This window comes from Nonomuraea sp. NPDC048901 (assembly GCF_040649695.1).
Taxonomy (GTDB): Bacteria; Actinomycetota; Actinomycetes; order Streptosporangiales; family Streptosporangiaceae; genus Nonomuraea.
In genome coordinates this window covers 198,839-219,431 of the sequence record NZ_JBEZFW010000016.1, presented here as the reverse complement: position 1 = coordinate 219,431, position 20,593 = coordinate 198,839, and the positions used below count along the sequence as shown (strand labels likewise).

The following is a 20,593-nucleotide window of genomic DNA, read 5'->3' as shown; positions in this document are numbered from 1 at the left end:
CATGGTCCCCTCCCGATGTGTGAAATTCAGTACGAACTACCGTTGGCTCGCTCCACGTGAGCCACGGCCTCCTTCTCGTACTCCGCCGACAGCTCCTCCGGGATGCGTGCCAGGTCCCCTGCGCGCATGAAGTCGCGCAGAGTGGTGCCCAGGCACGCCGCGTCCACGTTGGGCGCGCCCTTGCGTGATCTGACGTCGTCGATGTGGACGGTGCGGAAGTCGATGCTGAAGCGCGTCACGCCCGAGGTGTTGCGTACGGTCGAGTGCAGCTGGGCGCCGGAGAAGAGGAGCACCCCGCCCGGCTCCATGACGAACCTGAGCTCGCCGGACAGGTCGAGGTCCTCTTCCGGCTTCGGCTGCTCGCGCGTGTCGCTGTAGATGTGCTGGGCGGCCGACGGGCGCTCCGTCCTGACCCACGAGGCGTAGTCGTAGCGGCCGCTGCCGTTGCGCACGGCCTGGGTGAAGTACTCCGGGTGCAGGGCGAAGACGTTCTCCGGCACCACGTCGTAGACGGGGATCCACCAGTTCACCTGGTTGAACGGCGCCGAGTACCAGCAGTCGCGGTGGGCGTGGTAGGCGTAGGAGATGCCCGAGTCGAGGTAGCCGTCGGAGGTCGAGGTCCGTAACCGCGGCACGTCGAAGTAGGTCTCGTCCGGCGCGAATCCCAGCTCGTCCAGCAGGACGGCGATGAGCTCCTTGCACCTCGGATGATGGATGAAGCGCGGCTTGACGTCGGCCAGCAGCGCGGCGAACCGCTCGACCGGCATGCTGTGCTGGGCGGTCGTGGGATCGGCGCCGCCGAAGGTCTCGGCGACCAGTTCGCGGGCGAAGGACACGAGCTCGCGGGACGCGGGCGAGGCCGTGTAGACGAAGACGTCGCCCTGGAAGATCCTCTCGCGTCGCGCCTCGTCGTTCATCGTGCTGCCGGTGAATACCGTGGTCATCTGGGCTTGCCCCTTACACGTGCATGGTGCGAGTCGAACCGATCTCCCCTCGTAGGTCTTGCGAGGCCGTGCGTGGGGCGGGATGGGTTGCAGGCTCCCGGAAACGTACTGATCGGGATGGTGATCCTGACCCCGCTCAGGACCACATGCCTCAATCAACTGGCATTTCGCGACTGCCATATCCCGCGTTACACGCTCTGGTGGGAACGTTCCTGCTATGTCAGGATCCGGCTCATGGATCCCCTCGGTTTCGACGGCGCCTGGTTGTTCAGCCCGCGTATCCACAAGGACGGTCGCGGGCAGTTCCTGGAGTGGTTCAGGAGCGACGAGCTCGACCGCCCGCTGGACCTCGCCCAGGCCAACTGCTCGGTCTCGGCCAGGGGCGTGCTGCGCGGCCTCCACTACGCGGACGTGCCGCCCGGTCAGGCCAAGTACGTGACCTGTGTCTCCGGCAGCGTCCTCGACGTCGCGGTGGACCTCAGAACCGGCTCGCCCACCTTCGGCCAGTGGGCGGCGGTGCAACTGGACGACGTCTCGCGGCAGGCGGTCTACGTGGCCGAAGGGCTCGGCCATGCGTTCTTCACGCTCAGCGAGTCGGCCACCGTGATCTACCTGTGCTCCACCTCGTACGCCCCGCGGCGCGAGCACGGCATCCACCCGCTGGACCCGGCCCTCGGCATCGTCTGGCCGGAGGGCATCGAGCCGATCCTCTCGGACAAGGACGCCGCGGCACCCACGCTGGCGGAAGCCACCGAACAAGGTCTACTCCCCTCCTACGCCGACTGCCTGGCCCACTACGCGAGCTCCCCAGGCGCTCAGCAGAGCCGGCCAGGCCGCGTGTAGGGCGATGGACCACTCCCGCATCGGCGGCAGCCCGGCGGCCTGCCAGTTCCCGTGCGCCAGCACGCTGTTGGCGGGGCGTGGGGCGGGCCGGCGCAGGGCCGTGCTCGGGATGGGCTCGACCCGGCCGGGATCGGCCCCGAGCAGGGAGAAGAGCTCTCTCGCGTAGTCATACCAGCTGGTCCGCCCGGCGCTCGTCCCGTGGTAGACGCCGGGCGGGGCGTCCGCCCGGCCGAGCTGGACGATCCGCTCGGCCAGGTCACCGGTCCAGGTGGGCTGGCCGAACTGGTCGTCGACCACGGAGACGGTCGGCCGGGAGGCTTCGAGGCCGACCATCGTGCGGGCGAAGCTGCGGCCGTGGGCGCCGTAGAGCCAGGCCGTACGCACCACGTGGTGGCCGTGCTCCAGGGCGGCGAGCTCGCCCGCGAGCTTGGTCCTGCCGTAGGCGTTGATGGGCCCAGTCGGGGCGTTCTCCCGGTACGGCCCGACCCCGGCACCGTCGAAGACGTAGTCGGTGGAGAGCTGGATCAGCCGGGCGCCCAGGTCGGCGGCGACCCGGGCGAGGACGGATACGGCCGTCCCGTTGATCGCCAGGGCCTCAGCCTCACGCGTCTCGGCATCGTCGACGGCCGTCCACGCGGCACAGTTGACCACCACGTCGGGCCTGGCCGCGCGCAGCACCCAGGCGACGGCACCGGCGTCGCACAGGTCCAGCTCGGACCGGGTGAACGGGCGGACCCGCATGCCCGGCATGGTCCGCAACAGCTCCGTCAGGTCGGTGCCGAGCATGCCGCCCGCACCCGTGATCACCCACCTCATGCGCGCCGCCTCAACACCAGGTCGGTGACCGTGGCGCGATGGTCGGTCCGCGGGAGGGCGAGCGTCTCGAACGAGCGCACGGCCACCCCCTCGGAGGCCAGCACGTGGTCGATGGCGACCTTGGGGACGAGGGCGGAGCGCCCGTAGTACGGCCAGGTCATGACAAGTCCCTTCCCGGTGACAGACGCGGCGTCCTGATAGCCGGTGGCGATCAGCTCCCTCAGCACCGCGTGGTCGAGCGTGGAGTTGAAGTCGCCGGCCAGGACGCGCGGCCGCTTGGCCACCGCCGGCGGCAGGACCCGGATGCTCTGCGCCCAGCACCCCGCCAGCCAGCCGCCGGCCGGCGCGCAGGCGTGCACGCCGACGACGTCCACCTCCGAACCGTCGGGCAGCGTCAGCAGGCCGCCGACGTGCTGCCACTGGCCCGCCGCGAAGCCGAGCCCCGGACGCAGCGGGAAGCGCGAGTAGACGGCCGTGCCCAGCTGTTCCAGGTGGTACGGCAGCAGAGCGCGCAGGCCGCCCCGGTCGAGTCGCGCAGCGAGGTCCGGCGTGAGCTCCTGGAAGGTGAGCACGTCGGGGCGGCTCCGCTCGACCGCGCCGATCAGGGCCTCGGCGGGCACCGAGCCCACGCGCAGGTTCGCGGTCATCACGCGCAGCGGCTGCCCCTCCGCTTCGGGCGCGCCCTTCGGCACCGCGCGCGGCAGCACCACCGAGGCCAGCAGCCCGCCCACCACCAGCGCGGCGTACGTGGCGGGCCGGTTGCGCAGCGCCAGAGCGAGCGCCAGCGGCACCAGCGAGCCCGCGGCGGCGTAGGGGGTGAACGACACCAGCTGGGACCACCTGAGCTTGGGCTCCCATCCGGCCACGCGGAGCACCGCCCAGCCGGCGAACGGCGACAGCAGTGCCCAGAGCGCGGAGGTGAGCAAGGTGTTCTGCTTCAAGCTCTCCACCACGCCGCGTTGCTCGCGTACCAGCTGACGGTGTCCTTGAGCCCCTGCTCGAACGGGATCTCCGGCCGGTAGCCGAGCGCGCGCAGCTTGGTGTCGTCGAGCGAGTAGCGGCGGTCATGGCCCTTGCGGTCCTCGACGGGCTCGACCATGCTCCAGTCCCGGCCGCACGCCTCAAGAAGCCGCTCGGTCAGCTCCCAGTTGGTCAGCTCGGCGGTGCCCGCGATGTGGTAGACCTCGCCCGGCGCGCCCTTCTCGGCCACCAGGCGGATGCCCGCGCAGTGGTCGGCGACGTGGATCCAGTCGCGGACGTTCCCGCCGTCGCCGTAGAGCGGGACCCGCTCGCCGCGCAGCAGGTTCGTGACGAACAGCGGGATGACCTTCTCCGGGTACTGCCTCGGGCCGTAGTTGTTGCCGCACCGGGTGATCGACACGTCGAGGCCGTACGTGATCGCGTACGCGCGGGCGACCAGGTCGCCGCCCGCCTTCGACGCGGCGTACGGGGAGCGCGGCAGGAGCGGCGCGGATTCGTCCCATGAGCCGTGGTCGATGGAGCCGTAGACCTCGTCGGTCGACACGTGCACCACCTTCGGCACCCCGGCCTCCAGGCACGCCTGCAAGAGCGTCTGGGTGCCGAGCACGTTGGTGCGCATGAACTCGGCCGGGCCGTCGATCGACCGGTCGACGTGCGACTCGGCGGCGAAGTTGACCACCAGGTCGTGGCCCGGCACCACCTCGCCGAGCAGCTCGGCGTCGCAGATGTCACCGTGGACGAAGGTGTGCGGCCTCCCTTCGAGGTTGGCCCGGTTGCCGGCATAGGTGAGCTTGTCGAGCACGGTCACGTCCGCGTCGGCCAGCCCGTGGACGAAGTGCGAGCCGATGAAGCCGGCCCCACCCGTCACCAGAATCCTTGTCATGAACTGATCTGCACCTTGCTGTGATCGCCCAGCACGAGGCGGTGGGCTTTGGGGGTGTCCGGAGCGGGGGTCACCTCGACGTCGTGGCCGATGAGCGACGACTCGATCCGGCCGACACCCTGGATGGAGGCTCGGGGCAGCACGATCGAGTATTCGATCTCGCTGCGGCCGATCGCGCAGTCGGCGCCGATCGAGGTGAACGGGCCGACATAGCTGTCCTGTACCCGCGCGCCGGGGCCGATGATCACCGGGCCCACGACGCGCGAGCGTTCGACCACGGCGCCCGGCTCCACCACGACCCGCCCGATCAGCTCGCTGGCCTGGTCGACCTGACCACTCACCCGACGGTCGAGCGACTCCAGCACGAGCCTGTTCACCTCCAGCATGTCGGTGACGTTGCCGGTGTCCTTCCAGTAGCCGGAGATCACCGAGGACTCGACGCGCAGCCCCGCCTCGATCAGCCATTGGATCGCGTCGGTGATCTCCAGCTCGCCGCGCCCCGACGGCTTGAGCTCGGCCACGGCGGCATGGATGGCCGGGCTGAAGAGATAGACGCCGACCAGCGCGAGATCGCTCTTGGGCCGGTCGGGCTTCTCCTCCAGGCCGACCACCCGGCCGGCGGCGTCGAGCTCGGCGACCCCGAACTGGCGCGGATCGCCGACCCTGGTGAGCATGATCTGGGCGGTGGGCCGCTCCCTGGCGAACCGGTCCACCAGGCCGTTGATGCCGCCCACGATGAAGTTGTCGCCCAGGTACATGACGAAGTCGTCGTCACCGAGGAAGTCGCGGGCGATCAGCACGCCGTGGGCCAGGCCCAGCGGCGCCTCCTGGCGCAGGTAGGTCACCTGCAGCCCGAACGCCGAGCCGTCGCCGACGGCCGCCTCGATCTCGGCCTGCGTGTCGCCCACGACCAGTCCGAGCTCCCTGATCCCCGCCTCGGCGATCGCCTCCAGGCCGTAGAACAGCACCGGCTTGTTGGCGACGGGCACGAGTTGCTTGGCCGAGGTGTGGGTGATGGGCCGTAGCCGTGTGCCCGACCCTCCGGCCAGCACGAGTGCTTTCACCGCTAATAAGCCCCTTCTCCACGGGTGACGACGGACCAGGTCTTCCAGAGGATCTGGAGGTCGAGGATGAGGGACCAGTTCTCTACGTACCTCAGGTCGAGGCGTACGGACTCTTCCCAGCTCAGGTTCGAGCGACCGCTGACCTGCCAGAGTCCCGTCATGCCCGGCTTGACGACCAGGCGGCGGCGGACGTCGCTGCCGTACTTGGCGACCTCCTCCGGGAGCGGCGGCCGGGGGCCGACGAGCGACATGTCGCCGCGCATGACATTGACCAGTTGGGGGAGCTCGTCCAGCGAGTATTTGCGGAGGAAAGCGCCTACCGGCGTGATCCTTGGATCGTTCCTAATTTTGAAGAGCACCCCGTCCAGTTCGTTGGCATCGAGGAGCGCGCCTCTGAGCTTCTCGGCGTCCTCCACCATGGTCCGAAATTTCAGGACACGGAACTCTTTGCCGCGTTTACCGACCCGGGTCTGGGTGAACAGCGCGGGGCCCGGACTGGTGAGGCGGATCAGCAGCACGATCGCCAGCAGCGGCACGGCCATGAGCAGCAACGCGGCTCCCGCTACGAGCCGGTCGAAGACGGTCTTGACGATCTGCCTGGCACCGTCGAACTCGGGATGCCCCACGTGCAGGAGCGGCATCCCCGCCACCGGCCTGATGCTGATCCGCGGGCCGGCGACCTCCATGAGCGCGGGCGCGACGAACAGGTCGGTGCGCGCGGTCTCCAGGCTCCACGCCAGCCGCCGCAGCGCCGACCCGTCGAACTCCGGGCAGGCCGTGACGGCGACCGCGTCGGCTCCCATCCGGTACACCACCTCGGCGACGTCACCGAACGAGCCCAGCACCGGGATGCCGTCGAGGTCGACGTCCATCCGGTCCGGCGGCAGGCAGGCGCCTATGACCCGCATGCCGTGGTACGGCTGACGGCGGAACTGCATGACCAGGTCGAGGATGGATTCGCGATGGCCGACGGCGATGACCTCGCGCATGTAGTCGCCGACCACTCTCCGGCTGTGCAGCCGTTTTCGCAGCTTGTAGCGGAAGTACAACGCGGACAGAAGCGCCAGCGGCAGCATCGCCATCACGAAGCTGCGCGCGACGACGGTCTGCGTGGCGTAGGCGCCGATCGCGACCGTGGCCATCAACCCGGCGCCACCGTTGAAGACGGCCCTGAACTCCTCAGTGCCCTCGCCGTGCGCGCGCTGCCGGTACGCGCCACCCATCGCCAACGCGAAGGGCCAGGCGATGACCAGGCTCACTCCTAGAACGAATTCGGCCAACGGAACGTACGCGCCGGACAAAAGGCGGATGCCCAGCACGCAAACGCACGCGACCAGCGCGCACGCCGTGTCGCCACCCCACAGAAGCCGTAAGTACGCACGCGTCCAGATACTTGACGCGTGACGTGGTACAGCCTTGAGGAGTACGACATCGGACTCCTCAGTCCCCACCCTCATAGCACCACCCTGAAAACTTTTGTGCACCGCAAGAACATGACGTTCCTTGAACCTCATGGGTTGACAAGTCCCCCATGCACAATCAAGGGCGGCGGCCCCCACTAAAGAGTAAAGATCCACTCCGACAAGCGATATACCGTTAAATGTCCACAACCGGACGGAACTCGGGGCGGGGAAGGGGTTGACGGAACGATCCAAAAGTGCTGATCGACATGTCGGCAAATGTGAGGTTTATGGCAACATTTCAGCAGGTTGCCGGAATATTACGCCGCTAGTCATATTCCAGATCCGGCAGTGCGGATGGCGGGTCGGGGCTCCGCCAGACGACCACGACTCCGTCATGTGCCGACTCGGCGGCGATGTGCAACCGGTCGAGGTCGAAGTCGGGCAGGTAGCGCAGACGCGCCAGAAACGTGGCGTCGGTGGCCGACCTGGGTACCACGCAGCCTTCGCCGTCGCGGTCGAGCAGGATATAGAGGACGTCCTCTCCTGACTCGGTCACCACACGGACCTCGACCACGTCCTCCCAGGCAAGGGCTTCGACGCTCCCGTCCGCATAGTGACGGGTCACGCCCTCTTCCGTGACGTACACGTAGGAGTCCGGCATCGGGTTGCCGTGCATGGCCGCGATTCTTGCGACTCCTGGGGTCCCGCCGCAAGGGTTCGCGATATTGGGTGCGGATCTCCATCGCGAGATCGGCGCGGCAGAGGGTCAGGAGGGGCTCGGGAGCGGTCTCGTTACGGGCGGTCGGTCTCGGCTCGGGGGGATGCGTCGCCGCCCCACGTGTGGCCGAGGTGGGCGGCCACCGCGGCCCGCGCCGCATCGGCCGGGCCGTCGGCGATGGCGTCAAGCAGCTCCCGATGCTCGTGTACGAGCACGTCCCTGTCCTCGTAGACCTCACGCAGCCGGACGAGGCCGAGCCGGGTCTCCGCGGCCAGCGCGCCGTAGAGCCGTTCGAGCCGCGGGCTGCCCACGGCCTCGATCAGCGCCTGGTGCAGCGCCATGTGCTCGGCCACCGACTCCGACCACGGGGCGTCGGCGGGCAGCGCGTCCATCCGGGCCAGCGCCGCCTCCGCCGCCGGCACCCGCCGCCCCGCCACCGCCGTGGCCATCAGACCCTCCAGCGGCCGGCGTACGTACATGAGATCGTCGAGGTCCGCGATCGTCACCTCGGGGACATAGGCGCTGCGATTGCGCTCACGCCTGAGCAGCCCTTCGTGCACCAGCACCGCCAGGGCCTCCCGGACCGTGGGCCGGGCCACCCCGTAGGTGGCGGCGAGCTCCTGCTCGGGCAGCGCCGTACCCGGCCCGATCTCGCCGGAGAGCACCCTGCGGCGCAGCGCGTCGGCGAGCGCGCCGACCGCGGAGACGGGTCTGAGCGGCAACGTCACGGCTGCGACTCTAACGCTTCATCGGGACACACCGTTTCCCCCCGCGACCGCCCGCGCCTCCTCAGACGCCGACCTCTCCGCGAGCGGCCTTTCGGATGGCCGCTTTTCTGGTACGGCCACGACCACCAGACTGATCGCCAGCAGGACGAGACCGGCGATGGACACCGGGGTCAGTCGTTCACCGAGCACCACCAGCCCGAGCAGCGCGGCGACCGCCGGCTCGGCCAGGGCGAGCGTGGCGGCCGTGGCCACGGGTGTGGTGCGCAGCCCTCGGCCGTACAGGAAGTAGGACAGAGCGGTGGCGCCGACGCCGAGGTACAGGGCGGCGAGCAGCCCGCGCGGCTCGGCCAACCACTCGGTACCCCGCCAGAGCAGGACCGGCACCATGATGGCGGCGGCGCCGCCGAACAGCACGCCCATGACCGCGTTCGACGAGGAGCCCGTGCTGATCGCCCGAGCGGCGGTGACGGCGTAGAACGCGTACAGCAGCCCGCCGAGCAGCGCGAACAGCACCCCGGACACCATCTGCCCACCCGCCTGCGCACCACCACCCACGATCAGGGCGGCGCACCCGCAGACCGCGGCGGCGGTGGCCATGGCCCACCGCCGGCTCGGCCGCTCACCGTGCAGCAACCAGGAGAGCACCCCGGTGAAGACGGGCCCGCTGCCGATCGCGACGACTGTGCCGATGGCCACGCCGGTGCGGGCGACCGCGGCGAAGAAGCACAACTGGTACATGGCGACGGCAACGGCGGCGGCCGGCAACGCGGGAGTCACCGGAAACCTGAGGGCCAGAGGCAGCCTGGGGGTGACCAACGGGCCCCGCCCAACTCCCGATCCGGCTCCCGATCCGGCGAAGAGGCCGACCAGGGCGAGCGCTGTGCCGCCGATGACCAGCCGGGCGGCGGCCAAGGCGATCGAGTCGGCCGAGACGAGCAGCCCCGCCGTACCGGCCGTCCCCCAGAGCACGGAGGCACCGATGACGGCGAAAGGTCCGTTCTTCATGCCTATCATTGTCAGACAGTTAGACAATATTGTCCAACTGCTGGTCGATGAGCTGCCCGGCCGGGGCGGCCAGCTCGCCCGCATAGTCGTCGAGCACGGCGAGCCCGTCGTGGATGCTGGACGTGGTCTTGCGCGGCAGCCCCAGCAGTACGTCACCCTCGACGGAGATCACCCCGTCGACGTGGAACTCGCCGTTGGCGGCGGAGATGGAGACGGCGAAGCTGAGCTCACGGCCGTCGGGGAGGGTGAACGCGGTCCCGGTACGTACGCCGGCGGGCGGAAAGAAATAGGAGAAGGGCTGGCTCCGGACGAACGGGTGCTGTAAATCGGCGAGAATCTCCGCCGCCCGGCTCAGTGCCGCCAGCAGGCCGGCCGCGGCCGAGCTCTCGCTGTCCACCCCCCGAGCCTAGATCAGCTCGCCCACCCATGACCAGGCGCGAGCTGTTCGGCACTCTCCGTCCCACATACCCAGCCGTCCGCAATGGGTGATGGCAGACAGTCAGTTGGCAGGTCAGTCCCGCAACAGGTCAGCGACCGTACCGCATCGGCGTTGGCGGGAGGTCAGTCGGTGGCGAGGCGGGCGTGGCGTTCGACGTCGTAGCGGCGGCCGTCATAGCGGAGCTTCTGGCGTTCGATGCCCTCCGGACGGAAGCCCGCCTTGGTGGCCACGCGGCATGAGGCCGGGTTGTTGATGCGGTGGCCCAGCTCCAGCCGGTAGAGGCCGCGCTCGCGGAAGGCCCAGCGAGTCAGCTCGACCACAGCCGCCGCCGCGACACCACGACCCCTGGCCTCGGGCACTGTCCAGTAGGAGACCCAGCCGTTGTCGTGGCCGTCGATGCCCGTCACCGCGACGTTGCCCACGACCTGGCCGGAGAGCGTGACGGCGAACGCGTGGCCCGCACCGGGCCAGGACGCGATCCAGCCCACCGCGTCCTGGAGTGAGACGATCGGCCACGACGCCTGACCGGCCATGTCCGGCGCCTGGAACGCGCGCAGCACGATAGGAGCGTCGTCCGCGCACCACTCGCGCAGCTCGATGTCCATATCTGTCACGGTGCCTGATCCTAACCGCGACTTCCAACTGTTTTACGCCCTATTGCCCGATTTTATGAGCAGCCTCGAAGGGGGCGACCAGTTCCTTGGGTGCCGTCAAGCACCATGCCTCGGCGACCAGCTCGAACAGCTCGTCAGCGTCGATCCGCTTCAGGTGCACCACCACCCACCCGAACCGGCCGGCGGTGAACTGGATCTCGAACACATCGGGCCGTTCGGCGACGAGCGCCATCTGCTCCTCGATCGTCGCCTTGAGCCCAACGGTCTCGGTCTCTTCCCACAGATAACCGAAGCCCTTGTCACGCACCTTGAGGCTGACCCAGGTGCCACCGTGATCGCCCAAGCGCGCCTCGGGCAACCGGTCCAGCAGCTTGAGGAACTCGTCGACGCTCACACCCATGCCGTCTTGTGTAGCAAATCGCGCCGACAGTTTGCGCCCGGTCCCGTCCTAGCCTCAGTTGTAGTAGCGGGCTTCGATCACGTTCCCGTCGAGGTCGGAGAAGTAGATCACGCCCGGCGCGATGCCCCTGGCGCCGAACGAGTTGGAGCCGGTGCCGGTGACCTCCACGCCGTTGCGGGTCAGCCTGGCTTCGAGCGCGTCGAAGTCGTCCCGGCCGAGCGCCAGGCAGAAGTGGTTGATGGGATGACCGGCGCTGCCGCTGACGCCGGTGCCCTCGTCGACGCGGTTCGCCGCGTTCTGGGGCATCAGGTCGATGATCGTGTCACCGGAGACCCGTACGCTGGGGAACGGCGCCTTGCCGTCCCTGAACTCCTCAGCACGTACCCCCGGCAGGCCGATGACCTGCTCGTAGAAGTCGAGCGCGCGAAGCTGGTCCGAGACCCAGCAGACGAGATGGTCCAGACGCACGTCCATACAGACCTCCGGTGTGGGGGATGTTAACCCCGTCCAATATGAGTTGCCCGCTATATCGCTGTCCACTTGTCGGTTTGTGAGAGAGCCGTTCGTCGGTGGGGTGAAAACGACGAGCAGAAGGAGTCATCTGGTGAAATATCTGCTGCTGATCTGCGCGGATCCGTCCATCGAGGTGAGCGCGGACGAGGGCGGGGCCGAAGAGTGGGTCGAGGAGATGGACCGGCGCCGGATCCGGCTGGAAGGACACGCGCTGCGGCCCGCTTCGGAAGGGCGGTCCGTACGCGTGCGCGATGGGCGCGTACTCGTCGGCGACGGGCCGTTCGTGGAGACGAAGGAGCAGGTCGGCGGCTTCGACATCCTCGAGTGCGCGAGCCTGGAGGAGGCGGTGGAAGTGGCGGCCAAGCATCCGGCGGCCAGGTTCGGGACCGTGGAAGTGCGGGCGTTCCAGGCCGATTACGCCGTGACGGGAGCCACCACGGAGGTCGTGGTCCGGGTCGACAACTCGCCCGAGGAGGTGTGGGAGCTGATCACGGACGTCTCGCGCATCGGCGAGTGGAGCCCGGAATGCACGGGCGCGACCTGGCTCGACGATGGGGACGGCCCCGCGGTCGGCAGGAGGTTCGAGGGGCGTAACCGGTTCCCCAACGGCCAGACGGGGGTCGTGACGTGCGAGGTCACGGAGGTGGAGCCGGTCAGGCGGTTCGCCTGGGCGGTGCTCGACGGCCAGCGGTGGCGGGCCTCGTTGTGGAGCTACGACCTGATCCCCGACTCCGGACAAACCATCATCAAGCACACGTTCGTCCACGCGTACGGGAACAGTGGGCTGCGTCAGGCCGTACTCAACAATCCGGGGGACGCGAGCGCCATCATCGAGGGGCGGCTGGCCCAGCTGCGGACGCACATGGCCGAGACCATCAGTGCGATGACCAAGACAGAAGCTGATTAACCGTCCAGAAACCCTTCAGTCTGTCCCTATACGCTCGACGGCATGGGACGACCGCCTCGCCATGACGTTGACCGATTGCTCGACGCGGCCGCCGAACTGGTGGCCGCGAGCGGCCCGAGCACCGTGACCGTGGCGGCGGTCGCCCGTGCCGCCCGCGCGCCGAGCGGCTCGATCTACCACCGCTTCCCCAGCCGCTCCTCCATGCTCGCCACCCTGTGGCTGCGCACGGTCGACCGCTTCCAGGACGGCTTCCTGTCCGCGCTCAACACCGAGCCCGCCGCGCGGGCCGCCCCCGCCGCCGCGCGCCACGTGGTCGCCTGGAGCCGGGCGCATCCGCACGAAGCTCACATCCTGCTGTACGGCCCGGCGGACTTCGACGAACCCAACTGGCCGTCGGAGGCCCGCGAACGCCTGGAACGCAGCGACCGCCGGGTCCGCAACGCCGTCCGCGCCCTGGCCGAACGGCTGGACAGGCGCGAGCCGCAGGAGGTCGAGCAGTTGTTCCTGGCCACGGTCGACCTGCCGTACGCCACGGTCCGCCGCCACCAGAGCTTGGGCCGCCCGATTCCCGCCTACGCGGAGGACCTCGTCACCAGCTGCGCCGCCACGCTTGTGGGGTAGCCGGGTCAGCCCTTGATCGCGGTGCCCTGGGCGGAGGTGAGGCGCCAGGAACCGTGGGAGTCGGTGGCGTACACGTGGGTGTAGCGGCTTCCGGCACTGAACGTGGCGCCTTCGGGGCTGGTGAAGTTCATGCCGGTACGTCCGACGACGATGCCCACCTCCCCATGGAAACGGACGATCGCCTCGCCGGGAAACGAGTCGATCCGCGGAAACCGGAGGGACCCGGACGCCACCAGGTCGAGGATGACCTGCTTGGTGGCGACCGCCCCATCTTCGACCCCCACCAGGAGGAAGTCGTCCGCCAGCAACTCCGTCAGCCGGTCGAGGTCGTTGGCCACCAAGGCGTCGAAGAAGCTCTGGTCGTACTCGAGAAGAGTGTCGCGGTCCGTGCTCATGCGAGGCGTCCGTTCGTCGGCGGTCGGGGATCGACGATAAACGTTGACGCTGGTGACAAGGTCAAATGATGGCGGCACGCCCGCGGGTCTGGCGTTACGCGGGTCCGGGAATACGGAGACTGCCATGGCTGACATCGATGCCGCGATGAAGGGTTGGCGATCATGTCCGCTGCGATTCGTTCCAGAAGTGCGCCCCGTCTGGTGATCGGGCTCGTGGCCGCCGCGCTGACGCTGACAACGGTCGGCGCGGGTACGACTGCGGCTCGCGATACGTCTGTCACCGTGACCGAGCGGGAGTTCTCTCTCACGCTCTCGACGACCGACTTCAAGGCAGGGGCCTACACCTTCACGATCCACAATGCGGGAACCGCTTCGCATGGCCTGTCGATCAAGGGGCCCGGGGTCGACTCGACCTCCAGCATCGTCCCAGCCGGAAAGACGACGAAGCTCTCCGTCACGCTGAAGAAGGGGACGTACGACCTGTGGTGCCCGGTGGACAATCACCGCGCGATGGGAATGATGACGAAGATCAGCGTGAAATAGCGAGCCCCTAGCGGCGGTAGCGCAGGCCGTCCATCAGCAGGTCGAGCAGGCGGCCCGTCCGGTCGCGCTGCTCGTGCTCGCCGACGACCAGCGCCACGCCGCCCAGGCTGGCGAGCACGTCGTCCGGCTCGACGTCCGAACGCACGGTCCCCGCGGCGGCCCCGGCGGCCAGCAGCGACCCGATCGCGCCGACCATCCGGTCACGGCTCTCCGAGAACGGGTTGCCGCCGGACGCGATGACCGCGCGCAGCGCGTCGGCCATGCCGCGCTTGGTCGTCATGTAGTCGACGAAGCGATCCATCCAGGCGCGGGTCGCCTGGTCGGGCGGCATCGTGCGCAGCAGGCTCGCCGCGGCCTCGCACAGCCTGGTGAGCTCGTTGCGGTACGCGGCCTCGACGAGCGCCTCGCGGGTGGGGAAATGCCGGTAAAGCGTACCGATGCCGACGCCCGCGTCCTTGGCGATCGCGTCGAGCGTCACCTCGGGGCCTTCATTCGAGAAGGCGCGTACGGCGGCGTCGAGCAGCCGATCGCGGTTGCGGCGCGCGTCGGCGCGCAGCGGTCGGGATCCGGCCTGCACGGTGACTCCTGTGGATTTTCGGGGGCGAGATTTGCCAAACGGAGGAGACTCCGAATACAGTCGGAGTTAATTGGAGGCTCCTCCGTTTCACATCTTACCGTTTGGGGCTCTCCTACCGCATCCCTGACAGGACTGGGAATCATGACTGCGAACACCCGCATCACCACCCCGTTCACCGCCCGATCCACCGCGGCCGAGGTGCTGGAAGGCGTCGATCTCAGCGGTCGGCGGGCCATCGTCACCGGCGGGGCGTCCGGCATCGGCGTCGAGACCGCCCGCGCGCTCGCCGCGGCGGGCGCGGAGGTGACCCTCGCCGTGCGTAACCTCGACGCGGGCGCCGCGACCGCCGCCGACATCACCGCGACCACCGGCAACAAGCAGATCTTCGTCGCCCCGCTGGACCTCGCCGACCGCGGCACGGTCACGTCGTTCGTGGCCGCCTGGGAAGGCCCGCTGCACATGCTGGTCAACAACGCCGGCGTGATGGCCTGCCCCGAGGCGCACACCCCGGACGGCTGGGAGCTCCAGTTCGCCACGAACCATCTCGGCCACTTCGCCCTGGCCACCGGCCTGCACGCCGCGCTCGCGGCGGCCGACGGCGCCCGGGTGGTCTCGGTCAGCTCCACCGCGCACCTGCGCTCCCCGGTCGTCTTCGAGGACATCAACTTCCGTGAGCGCGCCTATGAGCCGTGGTCGGCGTACGGGCAGTCCAAGACGGCGAACGTGCTGTTCGCGGTGGAGGCGGCACGGCGCTGGGCGGACGACGGGATCACCGTCAACGCGCTGATGCCGGGCGGCATCCGCACGAACCTCCAGCGGTACGTCTCCGACGAGGAGCTCGACCGGCTGCGCGCCGCCGCCGCTACCTCCGGCGCGGACGTCACGTGGAAGACGACGGAGCAGGGGGCGGCCACCTCGGTGCTCGCCGCCGCGTCGCCGCTGCTCGACGGCGTCACCGGCCGCTACTTCGAGGACTGCAACGAGGCGCTGCCGAACGACACGCACTCGGCCCGCCACGGAGTCGCCTCCTACGCCCTCGACCCGGCGGCCGCGGCGCGTCTGTGGGAGCTCTCCGTCAACGCCTGACCTGGATCCCCGCCTGCTAAAGTATCTACTGGATCGATCGATCCCCGGCGCCGGTGAGTCTCCCCGCGCACTTCACTCCCCCACTGTTCCTGGTAGTCCGGTGCAGAGTCCCTTTTATGGATACCAACGGATTTCCACGTCAATTCGCCCGTACCCAGCGGTTCTCGCTCGGGGTGCCCCGGGCCTTCACTCTGTCGCCCGATGGCCGTCGGGTCGTGTTCCTCCGGACTCGCGGGGGTGAGGATCGGGGCAGCTGTCTGTGGGTCGCCGACGAGATGGGTGAGCGGCTGGTCGTGGCGCCGGAGACGCTCGGCGCGGACGGGGCCGTTCCGGAGGCGGAGCGGATTCGGCGGGAACGGGCTCGGGAGCGGGCGACCGGGGTCGTCGCCTATGCGGCCGATGCCGCCGTACGTACCATCGCCTTCGCCGTTGACGGGCGGCTGTGGGCGGTGCACATCGACGGCGGCGAGGCGCGGCCCGTGCCCACCGCCGGGCCGGTGGTCGATCCCCGGCCCGACCCCACCGGGAGCCGGGTCGCCTACGTGACCGGTGGCGCGCTGCACGTCGTCGAACTGGCCGACGGGCGTGACCGGCGGCTGGCCGTACCCGAGCACCCGGAGGTGGTCTGGGGGCTGGCCGAGCATGTGGCGGCCGAATCAATGAACAGGACGCGCGGCTACTGGTGGTCGCCCGACGGCACCCGGCTGCTGGCCGCCAGGGTCGACAACCGTCCCGTACAGCGATGGTGGATCGCCGATCCCGCCAACCCGTCCCGGCCGCCGCGCGAGATCGCCTACCCGGCGGCCGGTACGGCCAACGCCGAGGTCACGCTGCACGTGCTCGACCTCGACGGCGGCTCCGTGGAGGTGCGCTGGGACCGGGCCGCGTACGAGTACGTGGCCACCGCCGACTGGGACGCGCACGGCCCGCTGATCGGCGTGCAGAGCCGGGACCAGCGCACGCTGCTGGTGCTGGCCGCCGATCCGGACACGGGCCGGACGAAGCCGCTCCACGAGCAGCGCGATGCCGCCTGGGTCCAGCTCATCGAGGGCACGCCCGCACGTACGGCGTCCGGTGCGCTGGTGCACACCGCTGACCTGGACGGGACCCGGCGGCTGCTCGTGGACGGGCGTCCGGTCACCCCCGAAGGGCTGCAGATCCGCTCGGTTGTGGACGTCTCCGGCGAATCTGTGCTCTTCACCGCGAATGACGAGCCCACCGAACAACACCTGTGGACGTATGACGCGGAGCGCGGTCCCGTACGGCTGAGCGACGGGCCAGGGCTGCACACCGGCCGGCGGGCGAGCGGCGCGCCGGCCGGTGTGGAGACGGGCGGCGCGCTGGTGCTCGCTTCCCATACCGAGGCCGGTCACTCGTTCCGCGTGGTGCGTGACGGGCGGCCCGACGTGGAGATCGCCTCGCTCCAGGCCGAGCCGCTGATCGTCCCGCGCGTCACGTGGTTGCGGGCGGGTGAGCGGGAGATCCGTACCGCGTTGCTGCTGCCCTCCTGGCACCGGCCGGGCTCCGGTCCGCTGCCGGTGCTGATGGCGCCGTACGCGGGACCGGCGATGCAGTTGGTGACCCGGGCCCGGCACTGGTGGCTGGCCGAGTCGCAGTGGTTCGCCGAGCACGGGTTCGCGGTGGTGACGGCGGACGGCCGTGGCACTCCGGGACGCGGTCCCGCCTGGGACAAGACCGTCCATGGCGACACGCTCACCGCGCCGCTCGAAGACCAGGTCGTGGCGCTGCGGGCGGCCGCCGAGCACTGCCCCGACCTCGACCTGGGCCGGGTGGGCATCCGCGGCTGGAGCTACGGTGGCACGCTCGCGGCGGCGGCGGTGCTGCGCATGCCGGAGGTATTCCACGCCGCCGTCTCGGGGGCGGCGCCGAGCGACCAGCGGCTGTACGACACCCACTGGCGGGAGCGGTTCCTGGGCCACCCGGACAAGGAACCGGAGAACTACGAGCGCTCCTCGCCCATCGGCGACGCGGCCCGGCTGCGCCGCCCGTTGCTGCTGGTGCACGGCCTGGCGGACGACAACGTGGTGGCCGCGCACACCCTGCGGATGTCGGCGGCGCTGCTGGCGGCGGGCCGCCCGCACCAGGTGCTCCCGCTGTCGGGGGCCACGCACATGCCGACCGCCGAGGCGGCTGTGGAGGGGCTGCTGCGGCACCAGCTGGAGTTCCTGCGTACGGCGTTGAACGTCTCTTCCGCCTGACCGCACGACCTGCGGCCGGGTCCGAAGCCCGGCCGCGGGCCCGCCACCAGTGACGTGACAGCGGGACAACAGCGACCTACCAGCGGGCGGGGCCATCGTCGGAGGACGACTTCCTCCGAAAGGACAGCTCATGACATCGACCGACAGCATCCGGATGGGCGTGGTCCGCAGCATCCAGTACGGCCTGGTCGCCAAGCCCGACACGTTCGCCCCGCAGGCCCGCGACCTCGGCGCCGGACTGCTGCGCGTGTTCTTCTACTGGTCCCAGCTCGAACCCGAACCGGGCCAGTACGACTGGAGCGCGGTGGACGCGGTCCTGGACCAGGTCGACGACGAAACCGAGCTGTGGTTCATGATCTGCGCGGCCTCACCCTGGGGCTCGACCAGATCGACCGACCTGCTCCCCGGCTCACCGCCCGCCGACCCCGCCGCGTACGAGGCGATGCTGCGCGCCCTGGTGACGCACTGCGCGGGCCGCGTGCGCTATTGGCAGTGCGAGAACGAGCCGTGCATCCCGCTGTTCTGGGGCGGCACCGCCACCGAATATCTCGACCTGCTGGCCCTCTTCCACCGGGCGGTCAAGAGCGCCGACCCACGGGCCGACGTCGTGCTCGGCGGCTGCCCGCCCGGCGTCTTCCCCGCCCCCGAGACCCCCGACGAGGAGCGGGACTTCTTCCTGCGGCTCGTCGCCGAGGGCGCTTACGACGTCTTCGACATCCATCTGTACGGCGACCCGTACCTGATTCCCGACACCATCGACGACATCCGCACCGTGATGCGCTCGTACGGCCCCGAGAAGCCCATCCTGGCCGGCGAGTACAACGGCCCCCTCCTCCTCCAATATCCGGAGGTGATGGAGCACCTGGCCGACGTCATGAACTCCGGCGCCATGACCCCTTGGCACACGTTCACGACCGAGGACTTCAGGTCAGGCCGGGTGTCGGCCGCGCCCGCCCGTGAGGCGATGGAGCGGCTGTACGCGCGGATGAGCGAACTGCCGCCCACCCTGCAGATGTTCATGACGGGCTGCCCGCCGGAGCTGGAGGCCGAGCGGCATCGGATCAACGCGCGGGACCTCGTGGTGCGCAACCTCCTGGCGATGTCCTGCGGCGTGCGGCGCACGGTCTGCTGGCAGCTCGGCCCCGACCCGTACGAGCCCGCGGACCATCTCGAGTTGCTGCAGTTGATGTTCTCGAAGTTCGTGCTGCTGGAGTCCGACGGCGAGACGCTCGGTGCCCGTCATCCGAGCGCGGACGCCTTCGCCGAGCTGGCCGCACGCCTCGACGGAGCGGAGAGCGTCCGGCGGGTCGACGTGCCGGACGCCTATCTGTTCGAGGTGACCCGGCCCGGCCGCCCATCGCTTTACGTGACCTGGGTACGCGGTGCGGAACAGGACATCGAATGGCGAACCGCCCCTCACGGAAGCAGCAGCCCCCAGTAGAGGGCCCACGGGAGGAACACCGCCCCACCGGCGAGCAGGAGTCCGAGCCGTACCCTCTCCCCCCTCGCCACAGCGGCGCGGGCCCGGCGCCAGGCCAGCGCCGTACGGACGGTGGCGACCACGCAGGCCACCGCGAGAAGCTGCAGCACCAGCCAGATCACCGGGTGACCCGCGACCATGGGCCCGGGAGCGGCCAGCTTGCCACCGGTCATGACCACGTAGAACAGGTAGGAGAACGCCCCGAGCACCACCCCGAACCCGCCCGCGCTCACCAGCCGGGCGGCCCTGGAGACCGGCGCCTGGGAAGCCCGGCGAAGCCGCCGCACCAGCGCGACCACCGGATAGGCGCCGAACCCGACCAGGAATACCAGCAAGGCCACGACCTGCATAAAGGCCGACTCCCACCAGGCCGGAGGATCCATCGGAATGGTCAGCGACGCCTGCGTGGGGGCCGGTCCATTCGTCTGAGCTGTGGGCAGCTTGCCGCCGGTCACGTCCTTTATCCAGGAGCCGACCAGATCGGCGTAGCCGGGGGCGAGCTCCTTCAGCCGGGTGACGCCGCCGTCAGGGGTCTGGTGGGCGGCATGATCGGCATCGGGGAAGAACTGGAAGGTGTAGTGCCGATTCCCGCCCGCTTCGAGCGCCCTGGCGAACACCGGCGGGGTCTCCTTGGGCGGGGTCAGCAGGTCGTTCGTGCCCCAGATGCCGAGGACGGGCTGGCCTACCTTGGCGATGGTCGGCGCGGGATCGTAGTAGGGCTCGGGGAACATGCCGCCGTCGGCGATCACCGTGTACAGCTTGGGCTCGGCCCGCTCGACGAGCGACCCCGACACCCCCGCCTTCCGCAGCCCGGCCGCCACCGCCCAGGTCTGCTGCCGCAACGGCGCCAGCCCGTTGGCGCCCACGAGCACGATGAAGGCGACCTCCTTCGAGCGAGAGGCCGCGATCGGCACCACCCAGCCGCCCTCGCTGAGCCCCCACAGCCCGACTTTCGCCGGATCCACACCCGGCCGCGTACGCAGCGCGGCCACGGCGCCGAGCGCGTCGTCGGCCAACTGCGAGTAGGACCGGGTGAAGAGCGAGTAGCCCTCGGACCGCTTGTCGTAGATCAGCACGGACAGCCCCCGGCGGGCGAACTCGACCGCCTCACCCAGGAGCTGCTTGCGGGGCGTTCCGGTGCCCGCGCCGTGCACCAGCACGATCCCCGGCCGGTCGGCCTTCGCCCCAGCCGGGGTCAGCACCGTGCCGTGCAAGGCGAGCCCGCCGCCACCCCGGAAGCTCACCTCGGCCGCGCTCAGATCAGGGGGTACGGCGAGCGGGGATGGTTCGGTCACCGCGACAGCCGGCGGGACGAGCAGGCACAGGGCCATGGCCGCTGCCGCCGCTCCAGCAAGAATCCGTCTCATATGCCGAAGCTACTCTGCAGAGACATCTCGGCAAAGGTTTCTCTGCA

General features: G+C 69.7%; 23 protein-coding genes. 7 read left to right on the top strand and 16 right to left on the bottom strand.

What is annotated here, in order from left to right; all coding sequences use genetic code 11:
* Positions 1-26: 26 nt before the first annotated feature.
* On the bottom strand, positions 27-944 hold the full coding sequence (locus AB0C30_RS42590) for a hypothetical protein (RefSeq protein WP_357954835.1): 918 nt from the start codon (positions 942-944) through the stop codon (positions 27-29).
* A 234-nt stretch (positions 945-1,178) separates the two neighbouring features.
* Between AB0C30_RS42590 and rfbC the strand changes: the two genes are divergently transcribed.
* Positions 1,179-1,787, top strand: coding sequence for a dTDP-4-dehydrorhamnose 3,5-epimerase (rfbC, locus tag AB0C30_RS42585; RefSeq protein WP_357954833.1), 609 nt, complete (start codon positions 1,179-1,181; stop codon positions 1,785-1,787).
* Here the strand turns inward: rfbC and rfbD are convergent.
* The 12 genes from rfbD to AB0C30_RS42525 form a co-directional block, all read right to left on the bottom strand.
* On the bottom strand, positions 1,707-2,603 hold the full coding sequence (gene rfbD / locus AB0C30_RS42580; protein ID WP_357954831.1) for a dTDP-4-dehydrorhamnose reductase: 897 nt from the start codon (positions 2,601-2,603) through the stop codon (positions 1,707-1,709). The two genes, rfbC and rfbD, sit on opposite strands and share 81 nt — an antisense overlap.
* Positions 2,600-3,544, bottom strand: a complete 945-nt coding sequence (locus AB0C30_RS42575; protein WP_357954829.1) for an endonuclease/exonuclease/phosphatase family protein — start codon at positions 3,542-3,544, stop codon at positions 2,600-2,602. Before AB0C30_RS42575 ends, rfbD begins: the two co-directional genes overlap by 4 nt.
* Positions 3,541-4,467, bottom strand: coding sequence for a dTDP-glucose 4,6-dehydratase (rfbB, locus tag AB0C30_RS42570; protein ID WP_357954826.1), 927 nt, complete (start codon positions 4,465-4,467; stop codon positions 3,541-3,543). Before rfbB ends, AB0C30_RS42575 begins: the two co-directional genes overlap by 4 nt.
* Entirely contained in the window at positions 4,464-5,531 is a 1,068-nt protein-coding gene (locus AB0C30_RS42565) for a glucose-1-phosphate thymidylyltransferase (protein WP_357954824.1), read from the bottom strand. Before AB0C30_RS42565 ends, rfbB begins: the two co-directional genes overlap by 4 nt.
* A gap of 2 nt (positions 5,532-5,533) precedes the next feature.
* Positions 5,534-6,988 carry a sugar transferase gene (locus AB0C30_RS42560; RefSeq protein ID WP_357954822.1) on the bottom strand — a complete coding sequence of 485 codons (1,455 nt, stop codon included), beginning with the start codon at positions 6,986-6,988 and terminating at the stop codon, positions 5,534-5,536.
* A 271-nt stretch (positions 6,989-7,259) separates the two neighbouring features.
* Entirely contained in the window at positions 7,260-7,610 is a 351-nt protein-coding gene (locus AB0C30_RS42555; protein ID WP_225298795.1) for a hypothetical protein, read from the bottom strand.
* A gap of 116 nt (positions 7,611-7,726) precedes the next feature.
* Complete coding sequence (locus tag AB0C30_RS42550; protein ID WP_357954820.1) at positions 7,727-8,380, bottom strand: GntR family transcriptional regulator; 654 nt, start codon at positions 8,378-8,380, stop codon at positions 7,727-7,729.
* 18 nt (positions 8,381-8,398) lie between these two features.
* On the bottom strand, positions 8,399-9,385 hold the full coding sequence (locus AB0C30_RS42545) for an EamA family transporter (protein ID WP_357954818.1): 987 nt from the start codon (positions 9,383-9,385) through the stop codon (positions 8,399-8,401).
* 19 nt (positions 9,386-9,404) lie between these two features.
* Complete coding sequence (locus AB0C30_RS42540; RefSeq protein ID WP_357954816.1) at positions 9,405-9,782, bottom strand: hypothetical protein; 378 nt, start codon at positions 9,780-9,782, stop codon at positions 9,405-9,407.
* Positions 9,783-9,946: 164 nt separating this feature from the next.
* A complete protein-coding gene (locus tag AB0C30_RS42535; protein ID WP_357955007.1) occupies positions 9,947-10,429 on the bottom strand; it encodes a GNAT family protein in 483 nt (160 codons plus the stop codon).
* 49 nt (positions 10,430-10,478) lie between these two features.
* Entirely contained in the window at positions 10,479-10,838 is a 360-nt protein-coding gene (locus tag AB0C30_RS42530) for an MmcQ/YjbR family DNA-binding protein (RefSeq protein ID WP_357954814.1), read from the bottom strand.
* A gap of 54 nt (positions 10,839-10,892) precedes the next feature.
* Positions 10,893-11,312: a VOC family protein gene (locus tag AB0C30_RS42525; protein ID WP_357954812.1), complete on the bottom strand. Its 420-nt coding sequence runs from the start codon at positions 11,310-11,312 to the stop codon at positions 10,893-10,895.
* A gap of 130 nt (positions 11,313-11,442) precedes the next feature.
* On the opposite strand from AB0C30_RS42525, the gene AB0C30_RS42520 reads away from it, so the two are divergent.
* The gene (locus AB0C30_RS42520) at positions 11,443-12,258 is read left to right on the top strand and encodes an SRPBCC family protein (protein WP_357954810.1); all 816 of its coding nucleotides are present in this window, start codon (positions 11,443-11,445) and stop codon (positions 12,256-12,258) included.
* Between the two features lie 42 nt (positions 12,259-12,300).
* On the top strand, positions 12,301-12,879 hold the full coding sequence (locus AB0C30_RS42515; RefSeq protein WP_357954808.1) for a TetR/AcrR family transcriptional regulator: 579 nt from the start codon (positions 12,301-12,303) through the stop codon (positions 12,877-12,879).
* 5 nt (positions 12,880-12,884) lie between these two features.
* Here the strand turns inward: AB0C30_RS42515 and AB0C30_RS42510 are convergent, their stop codons facing one another.
* Entirely contained in the window at positions 12,885-13,274 is a 390-nt protein-coding gene (locus tag AB0C30_RS42510; protein ID WP_357954806.1) for a nuclear transport factor 2 family protein, read from the bottom strand.
* 162 nt (positions 13,275-13,436) lie between these two features.
* On the opposite strand from AB0C30_RS42510, the gene AB0C30_RS42505 reads away from it, so the two are divergent.
* The gene (locus AB0C30_RS42505) at positions 13,437-13,817 is read left to right on the top strand and encodes a cupredoxin domain-containing protein (RefSeq protein WP_357955005.1); all 381 of its coding nucleotides are present in this window, start codon (positions 13,437-13,439) and stop codon (positions 13,815-13,817) included.
* A 7-nt stretch (positions 13,818-13,824) separates the two neighbouring features.
* Here the strand turns inward: AB0C30_RS42505 and AB0C30_RS42500 are convergent, their stop codons facing one another.
* Complete coding sequence (locus AB0C30_RS42500; protein WP_357954804.1) at positions 13,825-14,394, bottom strand: helix-turn-helix domain-containing protein; 570 nt, start codon at positions 14,392-14,394, stop codon at positions 13,825-13,827.
* 141 nt (positions 14,395-14,535) lie between these two features.
* Between AB0C30_RS42500 and AB0C30_RS42495 the strand changes: the two genes are divergently transcribed.
* The 3 genes from AB0C30_RS42495 (at position 14,536) to AB0C30_RS42485 (ending at position 19,140) form a co-directional block, all read left to right on the top strand.
* Positions 14,536-15,480 (top strand): SDR family NAD(P)-dependent oxidoreductase, encoded by a 945-nt coding sequence (locus AB0C30_RS42495; protein WP_357954802.1) that lies wholly within the window; start codon positions 14,536-14,538, stop codon positions 15,478-15,480.
* A 116-nt stretch (positions 15,481-15,596) separates the two neighbouring features.
* Entirely contained in the window at positions 15,597-17,699 is a 2,103-nt protein-coding gene (locus tag AB0C30_RS42490) for a prolyl oligopeptidase family serine peptidase (RefSeq protein WP_357954800.1), read from the top strand.
* Positions 17,700-17,829: 130 nt separating this feature from the next.
* Positions 17,830-19,140, top strand: a complete 1,311-nt coding sequence (locus AB0C30_RS42485) for a hypothetical protein (RefSeq protein ID WP_357954798.1) — start codon at positions 17,830-17,832, stop codon at positions 19,138-19,140.
* Here AB0C30_RS42485 and AB0C30_RS42480 read toward each other — a convergent pair.
* A complete protein-coding gene (locus tag AB0C30_RS42480) occupies positions 19,116-20,546 on the bottom strand; it encodes a prolyl oligopeptidase family serine peptidase (protein WP_357954796.1) in 1,431 nt (476 codons plus the stop codon). The two genes, AB0C30_RS42485 and AB0C30_RS42480, sit on opposite strands and share 25 nt — an antisense overlap.
* Between the last annotated feature and the right edge of the window lie 47 nt (positions 20,547-20,593).